At 55.7% G+C, this 19635-nt stretch carries 16 protein-coding genes and 2 riboswitches; of the genes, 9 read left to right on the top strand and 7 right to left on the bottom strand.

Annotated elements, in window-relative coordinates; translation table 11 throughout:
- Position 1 precedes the first annotated feature (1 nt).
- From TH3_RS17850 to ispH, 4 genes are all read right to left on the bottom strand, one after another.
- Positions 2-2401 carry a putative bifunctional diguanylate cyclase/phosphodiesterase gene (locus TH3_RS17850; RefSeq protein ID WP_139328184.1) on the bottom strand — a complete coding sequence of 800 codons (2400 nt, stop codon included), beginning with the start codon at positions 2399-2401 and terminating at the stop codon, positions 2-4.
- Between the two features lie 245 nt (positions 2402-2646).
- Complete coding sequence (gene rnhA, locus TH3_RS17845) at positions 2647-3090, bottom strand: ribonuclease HI (RefSeq protein ID WP_007092363.1); 444 nt, start codon at positions 3088-3090, stop codon at positions 2647-2649.
- Positions 3091-3096: 6 nt separating this feature from the next.
- On the bottom strand, positions 3097-4071 hold the full coding sequence (locus TH3_RS17840; RefSeq protein WP_007092364.1) for a homoserine kinase: 975 nt from the start codon (positions 4069-4071) through the stop codon (positions 3097-3099).
- Positions 4072-4103: 32 nt separating this feature from the next.
- Complete coding sequence (gene ispH, locus TH3_RS17835; RefSeq protein ID WP_007092365.1) at positions 4104-5051, bottom strand: 4-hydroxy-3-methylbut-2-enyl diphosphate reductase; 948 nt, start codon at positions 5049-5051, stop codon at positions 4104-4106.
- Between the two features lie 531 nt (positions 5052-5582).
- On the opposite strand from ispH, the gene TH3_RS17825 reads away from it, so the two are divergent.
- From TH3_RS17825 to TH3_RS17795, 7 genes are all read left to right on the top strand, one after another.
- Positions 5583-6137, top strand: coding sequence for a hypothetical protein (locus TH3_RS17825; protein ID WP_007092287.1), 555 nt, complete (start codon positions 5583-5585; stop codon positions 6135-6137).
- A gap of 235 nt (positions 6138-6372) precedes the next feature.
- A riboswitch (glycine riboswitch) is annotated at positions 6373-6496 on the top strand.
- Between the two features lie 3 nt (positions 6497-6499).
- Positions 6500-6602: riboswitch (glycine riboswitch) on the top strand.
- 57 nt (positions 6603-6659) lie between these two features.
- A complete protein-coding gene (gene gcvT, locus TH3_RS17820; protein ID WP_007092286.1) occupies positions 6660-7772 on the top strand; it encodes a glycine cleavage system aminomethyltransferase GcvT in 1113 nt (370 codons plus the stop codon).
- 90 nt (positions 7773-7862) lie between these two features.
- Positions 7863-8234, top strand: a complete 372-nt coding sequence (gcvH, locus tag TH3_RS17815; protein WP_007092285.1) for a glycine cleavage system protein GcvH — start codon at positions 7863-7865, stop codon at positions 8232-8234.
- Positions 8235-8237: 3 nt separating this feature from the next.
- Positions 8238-9593, top strand: a complete 1356-nt coding sequence (gcvPA, locus tag TH3_RS17810; RefSeq protein WP_007092284.1) for an aminomethyl-transferring glycine dehydrogenase subunit GcvPA — start codon at positions 8238-8240, stop codon at positions 9591-9593.
- Positions 9590-11086 (top strand): aminomethyl-transferring glycine dehydrogenase subunit GcvPB, encoded by a 1497-nt coding sequence (gcvPB, locus tag TH3_RS17805; RefSeq protein WP_007092283.1) that lies wholly within the window; start codon positions 9590-9592, stop codon positions 11084-11086. The genes gcvPA and gcvPB overlap by 4 nt, the downstream gene beginning before the upstream one ends.
- A 202-nt stretch (positions 11087-11288) precedes the next feature.
- Entirely contained in the window at positions 11289-12194 is a 906-nt protein-coding gene (locus TH3_RS17800; protein ID WP_007092282.1) for a protein phosphatase CheZ, read from the top strand.
- 210 nt (positions 12195-12404) lie between these two features.
- The gene (locus TH3_RS17795; RefSeq protein WP_007092281.1) at positions 12405-12809 is read left to right on the top strand and encodes a hypothetical protein; all 405 of its coding nucleotides are present in this window, start codon (positions 12405-12407) and stop codon (positions 12807-12809) included.
- An 89-nt stretch (positions 12810-12898) separates the two neighbouring features.
- Here TH3_RS17795 and TH3_RS17790 read toward each other — a convergent pair whose 3' ends face one another.
- Both TH3_RS17790 and TH3_RS17780 read right to left on the bottom strand, forming a co-directional pair.
- Positions 12899-13381, bottom strand: a complete 483-nt coding sequence (locus tag TH3_RS17790) for a peroxiredoxin (RefSeq protein WP_007092280.1) — start codon at positions 13379-13381, stop codon at positions 12899-12901.
- 352 nt (positions 13382-13733) lie between these two features.
- Positions 13734-15953, bottom strand: a complete 2220-nt coding sequence (locus TH3_RS17780; RefSeq protein WP_040061206.1) for a protein-disulfide reductase DsbD family protein — start codon at positions 15951-15953, stop codon at positions 13734-13736.
- Between the two features lie 396 nt (positions 15954-16349).
- Between TH3_RS17780 and TH3_RS17775 the strand changes: the two genes are divergently transcribed.
- Positions 16350-16928: a YqgE/AlgH family protein gene (locus TH3_RS17775; RefSeq protein ID WP_007092278.1), complete on the top strand. Its 579-nt coding sequence runs from the start codon at positions 16350-16352 to the stop codon at positions 16926-16928.
- 87 nt (positions 16929-17015) lie between these two features.
- Here the strand turns inward: TH3_RS17775 and TH3_RS17770 are convergent, their stop codons facing one another.
- On the bottom strand, positions 17016-17837 hold the full coding sequence (locus TH3_RS17770; protein WP_007092277.1) for a hypothetical protein: 822 nt from the start codon (positions 17835-17837) through the stop codon (positions 17016-17018).
- Positions 17838-18781: 944 nt separating this feature from the next.
- Between TH3_RS17770 and coxB the strand changes: the two genes are divergently transcribed.
- Entirely contained in the window at positions 18782-19633 is an 852-nt protein-coding gene (coxB, locus tag TH3_RS17765; protein WP_007092276.1) for a cytochrome c oxidase subunit II, read from the top strand.
- The last annotated feature ends 2 nt before the right edge of the window (positions 19634-19635 follow it).

Raw genomic sequence — 19635 nt, 5'->3', positions numbered from 1 at the left:
CTCAGCTCTTGACGGCAACCCGTGCCGGTTCGCTGCCGTGGCGTTCAAGAACCCAGCTTTCAAAGGTTGCGGCGGGCAATGGTTTGGCAAACAGGAAGCCCTGAATGAAGTCGCATCCCTTGTCGCGCAGATATTCGTGCTGCTCGACTTCTTCGACACCTTCGGCGACGACTTCAAGATTAAGGCTGTGGCCTAGGCCGATCACCGCATCGACAATTGCCTTGTCATCCATATCGACATGGATGTCGTTGACAAACGACCGGTCGATCTTGATCGACGAAACCGGGAAACGTTTCAGATAGTTCAGGGATGAATAACCGGTGCCGAAATCGTCAATCGCGATCCGCACGCCAAGGGCCTTGAGCTCGTTCAGTGTTGAAACGGCCTTTTCCGGGTTGTTCATCAGGATCGATTCGGTGATTTCCAGTTCCAGCGTGCCATCGGGCAGGCGGGTCTGATCCATGATTTTGGTAACAGAACGGACCAGTTCGGCATCCTGGAACTGTGCCGGTGACAGGTTCACCGCGATCCGAAGGCCCGGCAACGTGGTTTCCCGCCAGATTTGCGTCTGTTGGCAGGCCTTGTTCATAACCCATGCGCCCAGCCGGTTGATCAGGCCGCATTCCTCGGCCACCGAAATGAATTCGCCCGGCAGGATCAGGCCACGATCCGGGTGGTGCCAGCGCACCAGTGCCTCCGCCCCGACAACCCGCTCGGTGCGGCAGTCGATTTTCGGCTGATAGTAAAGTTCAAGCTGATCATATTCGAGCGCGTTGCGCAGATCTTCTTCGATGGTTTTGCGTTCCTTGACCCTCTCGTGCATCGACGGCAGGAAGAACCGGTAATTGTTGCGCCCTTCGGCCTTGGCGGCATACATCGCCATATCGGCGTTTTTGACCAGCTGTTCGGGGTTTTCGCCGTCTTCGGGGAACAGGGTGATGCCGACACTGGCGGTTGAATGCAGGCGAATGCCGCGGCAATCGAAGGGCAGGGACAGTTCATCGATGATGCGTTGGGCAAGGGCGATGGTGTCTTCGATATTCTGAACGTCGGTCTGGATGATCGCGAATTCGTCGCCGCCAAGACGAGCGGCGGTATCGGAATCACGGATGATCCGCGACAGGCGCTGCCCCATTTCCTGGATCATCAGATCGCCGACATCATGGCCAAAGTGATCGTTGATGTCCTTGAATCGGTCCAGATCGACAAACAGCACCGTGACCCCGCGCTGGAACCGGCGGGCGGATAGCAATGCCTGACGCAGACGGTCAAGGAACAGGGTGCGGTTCGGCAGGCTGGTCAGGACGTCATGCACGGCGAGATGGCGCATGCGGGCTTCGGTCTGTTTGCGTTCGGTAATGTCGGTATAGGTCGCAACGTAACCGCCGCCGGGCATCGGGTTGTGGTCCACCTGAACGACCCGGCCATTCGGGCGGGTGCGTTCCATGCGGTACGGTTCGCGACGGCGCGCAATCGCCACCCGGTCGGAAATCAGGGCCTGAATGCTTACATCGCCATATTCGCCGCGTTCGGCGTTGTAACGGAGGATATCGGAAAGCGGTGTGCCTTCCTTGACCAGATCGCGCGGCAGGTTCAGCAATTCGATATAGCGTTCGTTCCAGACCATCAGGTTCAGGTCCTGATCGAACAGGCAGATGCCTTGGCCGATATTGTGAAGGGTTGCTTCGAGAAGGGCCTGTTTGCGCTGGGCTTCTTCCTGTGCCTGCCCTTGCAGGGTCACCATTTCATTATATTCGCGGATCAGAAGGCCCAGTTCATCGGAACTGTTCCATTCCACCGGGCGGCGCAGGCGGCCATGTTTGGTCATGCGGATGGAATGCAAAAGCCGGTTCAGCGGTTCCTTGATCGACCGTTTGTTGGCGATCAGAAGGCTGGCGGCGACAACCGCAATCAGCAGACCGAACAGGATCATGTCGATCACCATCCGGCGGAACAGCAAATCCTGAACACGGGCTTCTGTGAAGTAAATCACAAGTTCGCCGACGTCATGACGCACATTATTGCGTTCAAAGAACACGCGCCGTGACAGACGCAGGGTGTCGTTCAGTTCGGATTGTGACACGCCGGTATGGGCAAATTCGGTGCCGTCAGCACCTAGTGCCAGCACGGCGACAATATCGCGATCCCGGCTCATGGCATTCAGGGCGGATTCGATATTGTCGACATCCAGATACCAGAACGGTGTCGCCAGAACGCGGGCATTGATGTCGGCGGTCTGTTCGATTTTTTCAGTCAGGTCGTCACGCAGAACCGTGTAACTGACGTATCCGAAGACAACGAACAGCGCGAGGGAGAACAAGGAAACCAGCGGCAGCGCGATAAAAAGCAATCGGCTGCTAAGCGACTTCCGTTGTAAAAAGCCGTACGATCCGCGCGACAAGCGTATTTCTCCTCGGCACCCACTATCGACTAGTTAATGGCAACCATACCCGACCTTAGGATGGGGTCCAACACCCCTGACACTGACGTTACTCAATCTGGAAGTCAGCCCAAAAGCAAGTTTGATTTCATTTTTTTCATATAGCGTTCACAAAAAGCAATCCGATCCATCTATTTTGGATCGAAGTGCAGCAGCTTCAAGCACTTGTATGCCAGTTTATTTCGGATTTCTTATTTAGGGCGGATTTATTTCGGCACGGCCTGACGGGCTAGTTCATCGCATCGTTCGTTTTCCGGGTGTCCGGCGTGTCCTTTGACCCAGTGCCATTCAACTTTATGCGTTTTAAGAGCTTCCAGAAGCCTTTGCCAAAGCTCGACATTTTTGACGGGCTTTTTATCCGCCGTTTTCCAGCCGCGTTTCTGCCAGCCGAAAATCCATTTGGTAATTCCGTCGCGGACATAGCTGCTGTCGGTGTAGATATCGACCACACAGGGGCGTTTCAACGCTTCAAGCGCACTGATGGCGGCCATCATTTCCATGCGGTTGTTGGTGGTTTCCGGATCGCCGCCCGACATTTCCTTTTCCACGCCATTAAATCGCAGGATCGCGCCCCAGCCACCGGGGCCGGGATTGCCGCTGCACGCGCCGTCGGTATAAATTTCGACGCGTTTATTGTCCGTTCCGGTCATGTAATTCTATTCCTCGCCCAGGCCATAGGCACTGGCACTGTCGATCCGTTGATGGAAACGCAGTTTATTGATGTATTCGCGCGGGTTTTTCGGCGTAACCAGCGCGTCCTTGGGCGTGTTGATCCAGTCATAAAGACGGGTCAGCAGGAACCGCAAAGACGCCCCGCGTGCAAGGATCGGAAGGGCGGCCAGTTCGTCATCTGACAATGCACGCACCTTGCCATAGCTTGACAGAAGGTTGCGGGCCTTGGTGACGTTGAAGCTGTTATCAGGTTCGAAACACCACGCATTCATGCAGATCGCAATGTCATAGGCCAGAAGGTCATTGCACGCGAAATAGAAATCGATCAGGCCCGATACGTCATCCTTGCCCGGGAAGAAAAACACATTATCGGGGAAAAGGTCGGCATGGATCACGCCCGCAGGCAACTGATGGGGCCAGTTGGCTTCAAGAAAGGCCAGTTCATCCTCGATCAGTTTTTCAAGGCCGGGCTGAACGCCGTTAGCATCGGTACGGCAGCTTTCAAACAGCGGGCGCCAGCCCGTAACGCTTAGCGCATTGCCAAGATACATGTCGAAATCCTGACCGGCGGTGTGCAAGTGTGCCAGTGCCGCACCAAGCCCGGTGCAGTGATGGGGCATGATCCGGCGCGGCGACATGCCGTTCAGGAAGGATGTGATGGCGGCCGGACGTCCGCACAAACGGCGTAACGCGACCCCGTCCCTGCCGTGGATCGGTGTCGGGCAATTCAGCCCCTTGGCCGACAGATGATCCATCAGGCCCAGATAGAACGGCAGATCATCCGGGTTCACACGCTTTTCATACAGGGTCAGGATGAAGGATGCCTGATCGGTCTGAAGCAGGAAGTTGGTATTTTCGACACCCTCGGCGATTCCCTTGAACGAAATCACATTGCCGATATCGTATTCGGCAACAAAACGGGCGATATCTTCGTCAGAAACGTCGGTATAGACGGCCATGGGATATCCGGACTTCCTGCATCAGGGCGGGGTTAGCTGGCAAGCTGGCGGGGCAGCTTGAAGGTGACGTTTTCATTGGTCAGAGTCAGGGTTTCGACCGTGACGTTATAACGTTCACGGCAGGCATCGATGACTTCCTCGACCAGAATTTCCGGGGCGGATGCGCCCGCAGTAATGCCAAGCGTCGAAATACCGTCAAGCTTGGACCAGTCGATATCCTTGGCGCGTTCGACCAGAACCGAACGGTCACATCCTTCGCGTTTCGCGACTTCGACCAGACGGTTCGAGTTCGACGAGTTTGGCGCGCCCAGAACCAGAATGGCATCGGCGTCGGTCGCGATCAGCTTGACCGCGTGCTGGCGGTTGGTGGTCGCATAGCAGATGTCTTCTTTCTTCGGGACCTCGATCGCCGGGAAGCGGCGTTGCAGGATCGAGATGATTTTGGCCGTATCGTCCAGCGACAGGGTGGTCTGGGTCACAAACGCCAGGTTTTCGGGGTTTTCGACCTGAAGGTTTTCGGCGTCTTCTTCGGTCTCGATCAGGGTCATGCTGCCCGGTGGCAACTGGCCCATGGTGCCGATGACTTCGGGATGACCGGCATGGCCGATCAGAAGGATATGTTTGCCATCTGCATGGTGGCGTTCAGCCCCACGATGGACCTTGGATACCAGCGGGCAGGTCGCATCAAGATATTCAAGCTGGCGGCTTTCTGCGGCTTCGGGGACCGATTTCGGTACACCGTGCGCGGAAAAGATTACTGGCACGCCGTCCGGGACGCTATCGAGTTCATCGACAAAAACAGCCCCCATGTCGCGCAGGCGGTCGACCACGAATTTGTTGTGGACGATTTCGTGGCGGACATAGACCGGCGCGCCATACTTCACCAGCGCCTTTTCGACGATCTCGATCGCACGATCCACCCCGGCACAGAAACCGCGCGGGTTGGCAAGGATGATCCGAAGGTCGGCTTTGTCAGACATGATACGGGTCCGAATGTTCATGATGCGCGACACCAGCCGCGCGATTATTCAAATGTCGTAGGGTCAGGACCCATTAATTTGTTTGCAATGGTCAATCAGATTTGTGCGGATACGCGAAGCAAAACCGCAGGAAGATATCTATCTTTCAAGGCTTTGCGACAAAGTAGCCCGTGCAAATCTGATTGATCCGAAGGACAGGTGTTATATTTGCGAACTCCGGCGTCAAATCCCTTGTCCGGGATGCCGACCCGCACGGCGGGCTTTTCCTTGGATTTCGCAAATATAACACCTGCCATTACAACCAAATTAATGGGTCCTGACCCTAGCTACATAACCTGCCAGCACCGTGCACGCAATGACAGACACCGTGTAAAGATGCATGTTCAGCTATGTCCGGCCATGTATTTAGGCCCCATACCGCGATTTGAAACGGAAGCGGGTTGTGTCGCCATATCGGAGCGAATAGACTGCGCGCGGTTGTGCCCATGGTGGGGGATGACCGCGAATTTGACCAGTTCTATAGAGGCTTGGATGACGATTGCGAACGGACTGCGGCGTGTTTGTGCATTGGGTTTGGTGTCGTTTGCCGGTTTTCTGGCGGCGTGCAGCAGCAACCCGTTCGAAGAGCAGCCGGTTCCGGCATGTCCGCGGGCCTTCCTGCCCAATGATACCGCCCGACTGGTGCAGTTCAGCGGTCAGGGCAAGGACCTGACCGATGTGATCCTTGAAGCCGAATTTGGCGGTTATCTGGGCGATTGCGGTTATGACCTTGATGACAAGATCCTGAACGTCGTGATCAGCCCGGTGATCAATGCCGAACTGGGCCCGGCCGCACAGGGCCGCAACGCAAAACTCCAGTATTTTGTGGCACTTAAGGACCCGTCCGGCGAGTTCATCCAGAAGAATCTGTTTGATGTCGACATGGCGTTTCCGAGCAATTTGAACCTGGCGCGGTATCGCGACGAGCAGGTGACTTTGAACGTGCCGCTGGACGATATCTGGGCCGGTCCGGACTATGAAATTTACCTTGGTTTCCAACTGAGTGCCGATCAGCTTGATTACAATCGACGCTTCGGAAAAAATTAATAATCCGGCCTATTATTCATTTTTGGTGAATAATCAAATCCCGCCCGCCTCGCGTGGCGGGATTTTCGTTTTTGAACAAAAGTTCGTTTTCGGTAATCCTCATACAAAATAATGGGCATTTGCCGGAGGGGCAAAAAAGGGCTTTTAATCCTCATACCAATGGATGGGGTGGAGAGGATATGATTTTTGGGGCTGGTCTGGTCGGATTCAAATCCGTATAAGGAGGCATACCCAAATGATCCCCGTGGGAGAGTGCCACGGTCTTGATCGATGTGCGTGATTACATCGATAGGGATTGCGCGGACGCCGAAGGAGCAACCACCCCGGAAACTCTCAGGCAAACGGACCGCGGGGAGATGGGACTCTGGAAAGCAGGCGGCATCAGAAACCGATGTGCGCCTCGCCGAAGATGTAAGCAGACCGGTATCCAAACCGGCTGTGATTCTTTCAGGCTCCAAGACAGAGGGGGACGTGGTTGGCCACTGGTCGGCTATGTTTCGCAACGCCTGTCTGGAGACCTTGATGGCCGATCATCAAACCGAACTGCTGAAAACCGCCCTTTATGATTTGCATGTGGAACTGGGTGCCAAGATGGTGCCGTTTGCCGGTTATGACATGCCGGTGCAATATCCGCTGGGGGTGAAGGGCGAACATCTGCATACCCGTGCGAAGGCCGGTCTGTTTGATGTTTCGCATATGGGGCAGGTCCGCCTGACCGGCGAACATCGCGTCGCCGAGCTTGAAAAGCTCGTACCCGGTGACATCGCGATCCTCAAACCCGGCCGTACCCGTTATTCCGCATTCACCAATGACGATGGCACGATTTTGGATGATCTGATGATCACCAATGCGGGCGACAGCCTGTTTCTGGTGATCAATGCCGCGTGCAAGGATGATGACATTGTCCATATGCGGGCCAATCTGGATAACGGTGTCGAGCTGATCGAGATTGATGACCGCGCATTGATGGCATTGCAGGGCCCGGACGCGGCCAAGGTTCTGGCGCGGTTTGCACCGTCGGTTGCCGATATGAAATTCATGAGCTTTGCCGAGATCGACATTGCCGGTATCGCATGCTTTGTCACCCGGTCGGGCTATACCGGCGAGGACGGTTACGAGATTTCCGTGCCGAACGACCGCGCCGACGAACTGGCGCGCAAGTTGTTGGCCGAGGAAGAGGTCGAGGCGATTGGCCTTGGCGCGCGTGATTCGCTGCGTCTTGAAGCCGGTCTTTGCCTGTATGGCAACGATATCGATACCACGACCACCCCGGTCGAAGGCGACCTTAACTGGATCATCAACAAACGTCGTCGCGAAGAAGGCGGGTTCAAGGGAGCAGACATCATCCTTGATCAGCTTGCCAATGGCGCGGATCGCAAACGTGTCGGGATCAAACCCGAAGGCAAGGCCCCGGCGCGTGAACATACCGCGATCTTGAACAGTGACGGTGAAGAAATCGGCGAAATCACCAGCGGTGGTTTTGGCCCGACCGTGGATGGCCCGATTGCGATGGGATATGTCGCAATTGAATTTGCCGCCCCGGGTACCAAAGTCGATCTGATGGTGCGCGGCAAGGCACGCCCGGCGGAAATCGTCGAACTGCCGTTTGTGGCCCACCGTTACTATCGCGGCTGATCATCAGAAAAAAAGAGTTCGGGCAGCGTTTGCGGCCCGCAAAAGATACCGAGATTTTAGAGACAACTGATCTTACAGGGACGAATTACCATGGCTAAAAAATTCTCGCAGGAACATGAATGGGTTGAATATGAAGACGGTGTCGCGACCGTTGGCATTACCGATTACGCCCAGCAGTCGCTTGGCGATATCGTTTATGTCGAGCTGCCGGAAGTTGGCAAAAAGCTGACCAAGGATGGCGATGCGGCGGTTGTCGAATCGGTCAAGGCCGCCAGCGACGTTTATGCGCCGCTTGATGGTGTGGTTGTCGAAGCCAACGAAGAGCTTGATGACAATCCGGCACTGGTCAACGAAGCACCGGAAAGCGATGGCTGGTTCTTCCGCATGGAACTTTCCGATGAGTCCCAGCTTGATGAGCTGATGGACGAAGCTGCGTATAAAGACTTTGTCGAAGGCCTTTAAGATATGCGTTATCTTCCGCTAACCAGTGCGGATCGCGCCTCGATGCTTGAAACCATCGGGGCCGGATCCGTTGACGAGTTATATAGCGACGTGCCCGACGGCGCGTTGCTGTCCGAGCCGGTCGATCTGCCATATCATCTTGGTGAATTGCAGGTCGAACGCGACATGGCGAAACTGGCCGCCAAAAACATGGGCACGGCCAGCGTGCCAAGTTTCCTGGGTGCTGGCGCATATCGCCACCATGTTCCGGCCACGGTCGATTACATCATCCAGCGCGGTGAGTTTCTGACGGCCTATACCCCGTATCAGCCGGAAATCGCGCAAGGTACGTTGCAGTATCTGTTCGAATTCCAGACCCAGGTGGCATCGATCACCGGCATGGATGTGGCCAACGCATCGATGTGGGACGGGGCAACGTCGTGCGCGGAGGCCGTTCTGATGGCGTGCCGGGCCACGCGCCGCAAGAAGGCGGTTCTGTCGGGTGGTCTGCATCCGCATTACCGTGAAGTCACGGAAACCTATTGCCAGTATAGCGATACCGAAGTTGCCGGTCGTGACGGGCACCCGGAAAAGCAGGCAACCGCGGATGAGCTTGACGATCTGATTGATGATCAGACGGCGTGTGTGGTTGTCCAGTACCCGGACGTTTTCGGACGCATTCAGGATCACACGAAGCTTGCGGATGCGTGCCATGCCAAGGGTGCGCTTCTGATCGTGGTGTTTACCGAGGCCATGGCATTTGGCGCGGTCAAGTCACCGGGCAGCTTTGGCGCGGATATCGTTTGCGGCGAAGGCCAGTCGATTGGTAACAACCTGAACTATGGCGGGCCGTATGTCGGGCTTTTTGCGACGACCAGCAAACTGGTACGCCAGATGCCGGGTCGTTTGTGTGGTGAAACGGTCGATCAGGACGGCAAGCGTGGTTTTGTTCTAACACTTTCGACGCGTGAGCAGCATATCCGCCGCGAGAAGGCGACATCGAACATCTGCACCAATTCCGGGCTGTGTTCGTTGGCCTTTACGGTGCATATGAGCCTTCTGGGCGAAGACGGGTATCGTGGTGTGGCAACACTTAACCATGAAACCGCGTGCAAGACCGCCGATGCGATTGATGCGGTGCCGGGTGCGGAACTTGTCAATGACAGCTTCTTTAACGAGTTCACCGTCAAGCTTGCCAAACCGGCAGCCGAGGTGGTCGAGGCACTGGTTGGCAAGGGTGTCCTTGGCGGGGTTCCGTTGTCGCGCCTGTATCCGAACCGGGACGATCTGGACCATTACATGCTGGTGGCGGCGACCGAAACCAACACCGACGAAGACATCGCGGACCTTGCGTCTGCATTGAAGGAGGTGCTGGCATGAGCTTTACCACCCATACCGGTAACCGTGGCCTTGTGCTCGAGGAAAAGCTGATTTTCGAGATGGGCGAACCGGGTCGTACCGGTGTTGACCTTCCGAAGCCAGCGGGCATCAAATCACGCCTTGGCGGCCTTGATCGCGATAGCGATGTTGGTCTTCCGGGCCTGTCCGAGCCGCAGGTGGTGCGTCATTTCACGCGCCTGTCGCAGAAAAACTTTGGCATCGATTCTGGCTTCTTCCCGCTGGGTTCGTGCACGATGAAACATAACCCGCGCCTGAATGAAAAGGTTGCGCGGATGCCCGGTCTTGCCGACCTGCATCCGATGCAGCCCGAAAGCACGGTGCAGGGCGCGCTTGAACTGATTGACAGTTGCGCGCACTGGTTGCTGGTTCTGACCGGGATGCCAGCGGTTGCCATGTCGCCGGCAGCGGGCGCGCAGGGCGAGCTTTGCGGCATGATGGCGATCCGGGCGGCCCTTGATGCGCGCGGTGAAAACCGTCGTCGTGTTCTGGTGCCGGAATCGGCCCACGGGACCAACCCGGCAACCGCCGCGGCATGTGGTTTCACGGTTGATTCGATCCCGGCCACCGAAGATGGCCGTGTCGACCTTGCCGCGTTCGAAGCCAAGCTTGGCGATGATGTGGCGGGTATCATGCTGACCAACCCGAATACCTGTGGCCTGTTTGAACGTGACGTTCGCAAGATTGCCGATCTGGTCCATGCGGCCGGTGGGTATTTCTATTGCGACGGGGCGAACTTCAACGCGATTGTCGGACGGGTGCGCCCGGCCGATCTTGGCATTGATGCGATGCATATCAACCTGCATAAAACCTTTTCGACCCCGCATGGCGGCGGTGGACCGGGTTCGGGTCCGGTTGTGTTTTCCGAGGCACTGGCCCCGTTCGCACCGATCCCCTATGTCGTGCGCAAGGGCGAGACATTCCATCTGGTGGAAACGGCAGACGAGAAGGATGGCAACAAGCCGTTCGGGCGTCTGAAAGGGTTCCACGGCCAGATGGGCATGTTCATTCGTGCGCTGGCCTATATGAAAAGCCACGGTGCGGATGGATTGCGTCAGGCGTCGGGCGATGCGGTTCTGAATGCCAACTATCTGCTGGCGCGTCTGAAAGACAAGCTGAGCGTGGCATTCCCCGGCTATTGCATGCATGAAGCGCTGTTTGACGATGATTTCCTGAAAGATACCGGTGTTTCGACGCTTGATCTTGCCAAGGCGATCATTGATGAGGGCTTCCACCCGATGACCATGTATTTCCCGCTGGTGGTGCATGGTGCGCTTTTGATCGAGCCGACGGAAACGGAAACCAAGGAATCGATTGACCAGTTCTGCGATGCGGTGCTGGCATTGGTGGCCAAGGCAGAATCGGGTGGTGCGGAATTCTTTAAAAATGCGCCGTATCTGACACCGCGTCGTCGCCTTGACGAAACGGCAGCGGCAAGAAAGCCGGTTTTGCGCTGGATGCCTGAAACTGCTTGATTTGCAACGCAACATAACCTTTTTGCGCACCCCGGCCAGATGACCGGGGTGTTATTTTTCAAGGGCTTGTTCTTGAAACCCATTGGACTTGTAGCAATCTGGACCCTTATACTCGTTTTAATGTGATCATCTGACCACGGGGGTGGGTGATCGGGGGAACAGGGATCGGGTCAAGCCCGTTGCCGGAGGATTGAAGTCAGCCATGACACGTCGCGTGCAGAAGGTTTTCACCGCAGAACGCCGTTTAAAAGAACGTTCGGGTGGTGTGGTCGAAGATTGGTCGGATTCCTTTTTCGATCCGACGCTTGAAACCGGTATGGGTGCAGGTGCGCCATTGCCAGCGCCGAAACCGGCTGCGACCGTTGACGCATCCGGGATCAATCAGGCTGTACTTGATGAAATTCGTGCCCTGAGGTCGGAAGTAGCCCAACTGCGCGATGCGGTGCGTGCCGGTGGCAGTATTGATGCCGCCCATATCGCACCGGCATCGGATGGTGATGCGATGGATGTATTGCCCGATCCGGTCAGCAGCAATTTTACCCATAGCAATCGTCCGGGTGCGTCGGAACCGGACAAAGACGACCTCGAACTGATCCGCAAGCAGATCGAGGAAATGAACGAACATATTCACAGGGCGAAGATGCAGATCGCGTCGCTGCGTCATCCGAAGGCCGAGGATGACCGCCTTGTCAGTGCGACCACCGAACTTGATGCGATCATCAAGGATACGGAAATGGCAACGCATACGATCCTTGAATCCGCCGAACAGATCGACGATCTGGCGATGACACTTAAGAATTCGGCACCATCCGACTTTGTGGCCGAACATGTCGAACAGATCGCGTTTCTGGTCACCAAGGTTTTCGAGTCCTGTAACTTTCAGGACATCACCGGCCAGCGTATCAACAAGGTGGTTCGGACCCTTGAATTCGTTGAAGAACGGGTTCACAACATGATCCTGATCTGGGGCGAGGATGCCTTTACCGATCTGCCGGTTCCCGAAAATGATGACGGGACGCCGAAGAACGAGGATGACGATCTTCTGAATGGTCCGCAGTTGGAAGGCGAGGGGATCAGTCAGGACGATATCGACAAATTGTTCGACTGAGTATTTCCAAATCGGGGTGATGATCTTATATTCAGGGTTGAAACCCAGAAGAAGTCTTGTTTAAGAACAGGATTTTGCGATATCGCGATTTGTAATCGGTCAACCAAAAGTTTACATTTTTCGGATATCGTCGAGTTCATAAAAACAAAAGCAGCGTTGGGATGCGCGTAACGAGCAGTTGCGCGTGTTTTGGTGCGCTTGGAGGATGAAATGGGATTCTGGTCGCTTGGCACTTTGCGCCAGCCGAAAGCACAAGATATCAAATGGCGGAAAAGCCCGCGTGGCGAGTATTATCGCCTGTTCATGATCGATGATTTCAGCGAGCTGAAACTTGATAATGTTGGCGGTGTCTATCTGCTGTGGCATGGCGGGATCAAACCGTCATGGCTTGTCGCCGGGGCCACCGAAGATCTGGGCCACAGTTTTGTTGAACTGTCCCATGACCGTGACATTCGCGAATATGACAATCGCGGCGGTGTCTTCATGAGCTGGTCGCCGATCAAGGAAGATTTCCGCGAAGGTGTGGTGCATTTCATTGCCAAACACACCGACCCGACTTTTGAATGCGATTTTGACAGCCGGTCAGAACCGATACCGGTTTTGCTGCCGCGTTAGGGGCCTGCCCCCAAGGCAAGGATGCGAGATCAAAATAAAAAGCTCCGCGGATCAGGCGGAGCTTTTTGCTTTTTGCAGGTGTTTCGGGCTTAGAGTTTGCCAAGCACGGTTTCGGCACTCGACACGTCAAAGGCACCGGGTTCCTCGACCGCAAGATCAGTGACCTTGCCGTCATCGACAATCATGGCAAAGCGGTTGGCGCGTTTGCCAAGACCGCGACCGGTCAGGTCGAGTTCAAGGCCGGTCTTGCTGACAAAGGCGAGGTCGCCATCGGACAGCATGGTGATGTTTTCACCGGCATTTTCGGCCTTTGCCCAGGCGTTCAGAACAAAGGCATCGTTCGATGCCAGGCAGACGATTTCATCAACACCCTTTGCCTTGATGGCATCGGCATTGGCAACGAAGCCCGGCAGATGTTTGGCCGAGCAGGTCGGGGTGAAAGCGCCCGGCACGGCAAAGACAACGACCTTGCGACCGGCGAAAAATTCGTTGGTGTTGACGGCTTCGGGGCCGTCGGCGGTGGCGCGGAAAAGCGTGACTTCGGGAAGTTTGCTGCCGACTTCGATGGTCATGGGGTTTTCTCCGTCATGCGGGGGGCTTGATTGCCGCCCTTGTTCTGGTGATTGGGTAGAGCCTTTTCCGTTGGGATTGAAGCGATTTTGTTCGCCAAACCCGAACCCTTCGGGCCGGGACATTCTTCTGCCCCGCAGCGTCAGGGATCTTGACCGTAGCCCCGCTACGCTCTGCGATCCCTTCCTTGCGGGACAGAAGAATGCCTCCGGCAAAACGCTTCAATCCAAACGGAAAAGGCTCTAGGGCCATCAAATAGCAAAACGGGTTGATCTTCAATCATATCCGTTGGGGTTTCGATGGTTTCAAATCTTTGTCACGGTTTATCGTGATCCCGAAAAGATGTGCATCACATCACTTTTTCACAAGGTCGGTACCGCCCGATGCGCGGGCGATGGCATCAAGGACTTCCTGTTTGCCGAGCAGTTCGGACAGCAGAACACCGTCCGGTGCCTTGGGCCCGAATACGGCATTGAACGGAATGCCATACCGGCCATAACCCGCCAGATATTGCGAAATCACCGGATCGGGACGGGTCCAGTCGCCCTGCATCAGGATGACGTCATCGGCGGTCAGGGCAGCGGTCATATCGTCGGTTTCAAGGACCAGCTTTTTATTGACCTGACAGGTTACGCACCATTCGGCGGTAATATCGACCAGCACGGTTTTGCCATCGGCAACATGGCGGGCGATTTCATCCGGGGCGAAGGGCCGCCACGGCAGGGTTTCGGTGCTGGTGCGCGATGTGGTGTTCTTGAGCGGGGCCTTGGAAAAGCCCGGTGCGAACAGGGCGGCCAGCACGCCAAGGGTGGCGAGTGCGGTAAAGACATATTTGCGTTTCTGCACCGTCGTGCGATGGCGGGCAAACAAAAGAATACCGGCCATGACAAGGGCGATGCCAACCGCAATCGCCCCGGCCATCCCGATCTGCACGGCCAGAACCGACAGCAACCAGATGGCGGTGCCAGCAAGGGCCACGCCCAGAATGCCTTTGACAAAGCCCATCCAGCGGCCCGGTTTGGGCAGAAGGCGGGCGATTTCGGGACGGGCGGCAATCGCCAGATAGGGCACGGCCAGCCCGATGCCGAGCAGGGTGAATATCCAGAAGATGTCAAAGCTGCTGCCGGCCAGTGCGAAACCGACCGCCGTGCCAAGGAACGGGGCGGAGCACGGCGTTGCCAGCAGGGTTGCGAACATGCCGGTCAGGAAGTGACCGCCAAGATGGTGACCGGATTTTTCGCGTGCGGTGATGGTATCGTTGGCGGCATTGCCGAGTTCGGCCGGGCCATTGATTTCAAACAGACCCCACATATTGAAGGCAAACAGGGCCACGATGATCGTCATCACGGTCAGGAACAGGGGTTGCTGGAACTGAATGCCCCAGCCAATCGTGCCACCGGCAAGCTTGATGGCGATCAGGACGGCCGCGATCAGCCAGAAGGAGGTGATGATGCCCGCCGCACTGGCAAGGAAGCCGCGTCGCGTCGCACTGCGCGCAGAACCTTGGGCCTTCATCGCCGACATCACCTTGAGCGACAGGACCGGCAGGACGCAGGGCATGAAATTAAGGATAAACCCGCCCAGAAGGGCCAGCGCGCCCAGCAACCACAGGCTGGTGGTGGCGATGCTGGTGCTAGACGTCGCGTTGCTGCTGGTGGTGCTGCTTGAGCCAGATGGGGAAGCTGCAATCTGGCGGTCCTGTTCGATGGCAAGGGGGCCTGCAATAACGGTGACGATCACGTCATCGCCAATCGTGGTCTGATCGTCTTTCAGGCCATAGATCGGAATCCGGAATTGCTGTGTGCCGGTTGCGTCATCGGTTGCGGTCGGGACCGGCACGCCAAAGCCAAGGCGGACATTGCCTTCGATCAGGATTTCGACCGGGTCGGATGCGGTCTGATCAAGGCCGGTGATCGCGACATTCAGGACGGTCTGGTCATTTTCGCCTGATTGTGCGGTCGACTGCCAGATATCGGTGACCGACATCGGCAGGTTGTCCCCGCGAAGCGGCACACGGGATGCGAATTTTTCGATATCGTGGGCAAAGCGGCTGATGCCTGCTGTATCGCCGTTTGCGCCATCCGAAAGGCTGGCGGGGATATCGAGGGTGAAGTTTGCCTGTGCCGGGATGCAGACGTCGCTACAGACCAGATAATCGACATCAAGCTCGATATGGGCGGCCTGTGCGGGATCGGTCACCGGGACATCAATCGGCAGGATGATGTGATCCTTGTAGCCGAAGGTTTCCAGCCCAAAGATCGAAAAACGATGCGGGGCGGGCCAGCGGATTTGACCGTCGCCGATATTGGTTGATCCGGCCCAGTCGAGTTGCGGCGGGAAACCGGCATCCCCGGCACTGCGCCAATAGATTTTCCAGTCGGGCTGCAATTCGAATTCAAGACCAAGACGGATTTCATCGCGGCCATTGATGGCATCGCGCGCGCTGATCAGGCGGAGTGATGCAAAATCCTCGTCAACCCAGTTGCTGGCCGCTGTCTGCGCGCTTGCGCCCGCACCAAACGGGGGGATAGTCGCAATCACAAGGCCAAGGGCTAGGAACAAAGATCGGATCACGGTGGCTTCCTTCTGGTCGTGAAGTCTTTTTACATCTTTCGGGGCGCGGCAGGAACGATGATGTTCCATTTCATGGATATGGCACAAACGGCTGCTTTGTGCCATGTGGCGATGGCTAATAGCTGTTGATGTTCATGGCAAGGCACGACTGCGTTACCGGGATGTGTGCAGGTTGGTGTGCCGGTCAGTGTGCCCATCGATGTGATCTTCAACACCATATTTTTATGCCGGTGTTGCTGTCGATTGCGTGTCAGGCTACCTACATGTAACGCAGTGGCGCGTTGCGTCTTTGATCAATGTCATTTTTCACCCGTTTCGACGCCAAGGGTGGCTTTCGATGGTAATGTGTGACGGATCGCGCTAGGCTTGAGTGAACAGCACAGGAAAAGTTCGGGAATGGGAATTAGAGATCACACTGGCGAATATCTTGAAGGGAAGCTGCTTGTGGCGATGCCGGGCATGCGCGACCCGCGTTTTTCGCAAAGCGTGGTTTATATCTGTGCCCATAACGAGGATGGGGCGATGGGGCTGGTGATCAACCGGCTGATTGACAGCATCACCTTTCCGGAATTGCTTGAACAGCTTGGTATTGCGCGCCCGGCACCGACGATTGAAGATATTCAGGTGCATTTCGGCGGACCGGTCGAAAGCGGGCGGGGCTTTGTTCTGCACAGCACCGATTTTGAGAACGAGGCGACATTGCATGTCGATCCGGGTGTTTCGGTGACGGCAACGGTCGATATCCTTGAACAGATTGCGCTGGGCGAAGGTCCGAAAAGCAGCATTCTGGCCCTTGGCTATGCCGGATGGCGCAGTGGGCAGCTTGAAAACGAGATTCTTGCCAATGGCTGGCTGCATGTCGATGCCGATGCCGACCTTCTGTTTGGTGTTGATTGCGAAGACAAATGGGAACAGGCCTTTGCCAAGCTGGGCTTTGCCCCGGAACTTCTTTCGGGCGAAGCGGGCCACGCCTAAGGCCACGGGACCAAACCCTGCACGTGAAAAGCCTGCCGTTTCCGGCAGGCTTTGGTGTTTTGGTGACGTTTCAGGCCAGTAAACGGATCAGTCAAACAGGGCGTCGATTTCTTCCTGCGAGAAGATCTGATCGATTTCGTCCTGACTGACGCGTTCGACGTTTTGCGGTGCGCGGGTGACGGTTTTATCGAGATTGTCCTGACCTTTGGGGTCGGCGGGCAGATCAAATTCGCCAAAGTCATCCTCGCCCCAGATTTCGATCACGCGGGTGACGCGTTCCTCGATATATTTCATGGTGTTGACGACTTTGGTGATGCGCTGCCCGGTCAGATCCTGGAAGTTGCAGGATTCAAACACCTTGACCACCAGATCGACGATATCGTCGGCAAGCCCTTGCGTGTAGTCATCAGGGGCGGCAGAGCGGATATTATGGGCAACGGCATCGATTTTTTCGACGGTTTCAAGGATGTTGGCGGTGGCATCCTCGGTCGCGGCGACGACGGAATCAAGTTCGCCCTTGACGATGTTGATCCGCGTGCCGCTGCTGTCGTCCGGCGCGGTATAGAGGGCGGCGATTTCGCGCTTGGTTTCCTGAATGGAATTGGCAAGGGCGCGAATTTCGGTCTTGAGCATGCGAAGCTCTTTGCGGGCGTCGTCCTGATCATCATCATCGGCGCGCGCATTCAGCTTCTTCTGTTCTTCCATCATGATGCGGATGTCGGACAGAAGTTCTGCCTTCAGATCCTCGATCGCATTATGGAGTGTCGACATATCCGTGCCACCCACTGCGCCGCCGCCATCAGGGGACGGGGCCGGTAGCGGCAGGGAGACGATATCACTCATACTTTCCAGCTTGTTGAGCAGCCGGAGCTCTGCGGTGAAAAGCTTTTTGCTTCCTTGGCGGGACATGAGCGAACCTCGATCTGAAACGTCACGGTAATCCTGTTCCGATGATAATCGACAAATCATCCCGGAACAGAAAAATATAATACTTTTGCATAGAATGGTTTCAGCCAAACGATCAGTTTGGCAAGACCATTCCCCTGATATTGGGGAAGATTCCCTCAATTAAAGGCATCTGCGCGTTTTTATGTAGGTTTCGTGTCCCGAAATACGGAAGCCGGTGCGCTTTTTTCCGGTGATTTCCTTGTGATTACAATCACAGAGATCGCCGCGTTTATCAACCTTTGTGCGGTGCATTCGAAAAACTTCATGCGTGCGGTCGGGGCATGCCGGGCCCGGTGTTGAAACGGGGAGTGATGATTTTACGACTCGGAACAGGGTAAATGATTGATTGTGATGGTTTTGCCTGTGGATAAAGTGGGCAAACGGAGGTGATTCTGGCGGTAAAACACGCGTCGTTCGGGGGATGCCGATAAATCCGTACTTAAATAAGGATTTTACCTGCGGTTTGTATCGCCTAAAGGATAATTTTGCCCTGTCTGTTGCGTGGCAGCAAAGCGGGCTATGATGGTCCGGCGCGATGAGGAATGGCACCATTTCTATCGCAAGGGTAGGCGATTGGATTTAGAAAAAAATTGAACCCATGCGCTAAATTCCTGAAAGGAAAAGTAATATTTTTGTGCAACGCAGCGAGGTTTTTTCTGGAACAGGCTGTTAAGATAGGCTATTCGCCTTCCATACCGTTGTGCCGCAGTGCATGCGGGTTTGAAAATCAGGTTTGTCTGATGTTACGTCGCGATCCTGGTGGCTATGCCGATTTATGGTTGAGTCATCACGGCATACCTTTTCGATGAACGAACAACCCGTTATGTTCGTATATGTCGAGGGTCACGATGTGGCTTTCCTTTGGACAAATTGCCTTGAGATGTAATGCGAGGGGGCAGATTCGCATGTCGATCAAGATGCTGTTTCCCATTCTTTTGCTGGGATTGGCAGTTCTGACCGGACTGGATAGTGCCGCGCTTGCCGCGGTTGGTCAGCCTGAGCCATGGCAACTGGGTCTTCAGCACCCGGTTTCGCCGGTGGCTGTACAGGGCCATGATTTCTTTATTCTTCTGACATGGCTGATGACCGCCGTTACGGTGATCGTCCTGCTGTTGTTGCTTTATGTTCTTTTCCGCTTTAGCCGGAAACGGAATCCCATCCCGTCCAAGACCACCCACCATACGCTTCTTGAAATCGTATGGACCGTGGCGCCGGTCCTGATCCTTCTGATTATTGCGATCCCGTCGTTCCGTCTGCTGTATTTCGCAGACCGCGTCGAAGACGCCGATATGACGCTGAAGATCATCGGCAAGCAGTGGTACTGGACGTATGAATATCCCGACAGCGGCAATTTCACGTTCGATTCCCTGATGATCGACGAGGAAACCGCCGTTGCAGAGGGCAAGATGCGCCTTCTGGATGTGGACAACCCCGTCGTTCTGCCGGTTGACACCAATATCCGCCTGATCATGACATCGGACGATGTGATCCATAACTGGGCCATGCCGTCGTTGTTCATCAAGCTGGATGCCGTGCCGGGCCGCCTGAACGAAACCTGGACCCGCATTCCGGGCGAATATGCAGGCACCACCTTCTATGGTCAGTGTTCGGAACTGTGTGGCGTGAACCACGCCTACATGCCGATCGCGGTGAAGGCCGTGACCATGGAAGAATACGAAGCATGGGTCGCACAGGCCCAGGAGAAGTTCGCGTCGGTTGATCTGCCGTCGCCGGTTTCCGTGGCTTCGGCAGAGTGAGG

The sequence above is a fragment of the Thalassospira xiamenensis M-5 = DSM 17429 genome (genome assembly GCF_000300235.2).
Taxonomy (GTDB): domain Bacteria; phylum Pseudomonadota; class Alphaproteobacteria; order Rhodospirillales; family Thalassospiraceae; genus Thalassospira; species Thalassospira xiamenensis.
The sequence above is the reverse complement of the archived record's forward strand: the minus strand, read 5'-3'. Positions and strand labels throughout refer to the sequence as shown.

Excerpts from the sequence above, each read along its gene's own strand:
- rnhA (WP_007092363.1), bottom strand. The coding sequence starts at position 3,090 with ATGACCGGAACGGACAATAAACGCGTCGAAATTTATACCGACGGCGCG.
- TH3_RS17840 (WP_007092364.1), bottom strand. The coding sequence starts at position 4,071 with ATGGCCGTCTATACCGACGTTTCTGACGAAGATATCGCCCGTTTTGTT.
- ispH (WP_007092365.1), bottom strand. The coding sequence starts at position 5,051 with ATGTCTGACAAAGCCGACCTTCGGATCATCCTTGCCAACCCGCGCGGT.
- TH3_RS17825 (WP_007092287.1), top strand. The coding sequence starts at position 5,583 with ATGACGATTGCGAACGGACTGCGGCGTGTTTGTGCATTGGGTTTGGTG.
- gcvT (WP_007092286.1), top strand. The coding sequence starts at position 6,660 with ATGGCCGATCATCAAACCGAACTGCTGAAAACCGCCCTTTATGATTTG.
- gcvH (WP_007092285.1), top strand. The coding sequence starts at position 7,863 with ATGGCTAAAAAATTCTCGCAGGAACATGAATGGGTTGAATATGAAGAC.
- gcvPA (WP_007092284.1), top strand. The coding sequence starts at position 8,238 with ATGCGTTATCTTCCGCTAACCAGTGCGGATCGCGCCTCGATGCTTGAA.
- gcvPB (WP_007092283.1), top strand. The coding sequence starts at position 9,590 with ATGAGCTTTACCACCCATACCGGTAACCGTGGCCTTGTGCTCGAGGAA.
- TH3_RS17800 (WP_007092282.1), top strand. The coding sequence starts at position 11,289 with ATGACACGTCGCGTGCAGAAGGTTTTCACCGCAGAACGCCGTTTAAAA.
- TH3_RS17795 (WP_007092281.1), top strand. The coding sequence starts at position 12,405 with ATGGGATTCTGGTCGCTTGGCACTTTGCGCCAGCCGAAAGCACAAGAT.
- TH3_RS17790 (WP_007092280.1), bottom strand. The coding sequence starts at position 13,381 with ATGACCATCGAAGTCGGCAGCAAACTTCCCGAAGTCACGCTTTTCCGC.
- TH3_RS17775 (WP_007092278.1), top strand. The coding sequence starts at position 16,350 with ATGGGAATTAGAGATCACACTGGCGAATATCTTGAAGGGAAGCTGCTT.
- TH3_RS17770 (WP_007092277.1), bottom strand. The coding sequence starts at position 17,837 with ATGTCCCGCCAAGGAAGCAAAAAGCTTTTCACCGCAGAGCTCCGGCTG.
- coxB (WP_007092276.1), top strand. The coding sequence starts at position 18,782 with ATGTCGATCAAGATGCTGTTTCCCATTCTTTTGCTGGGATTGGCAGTT.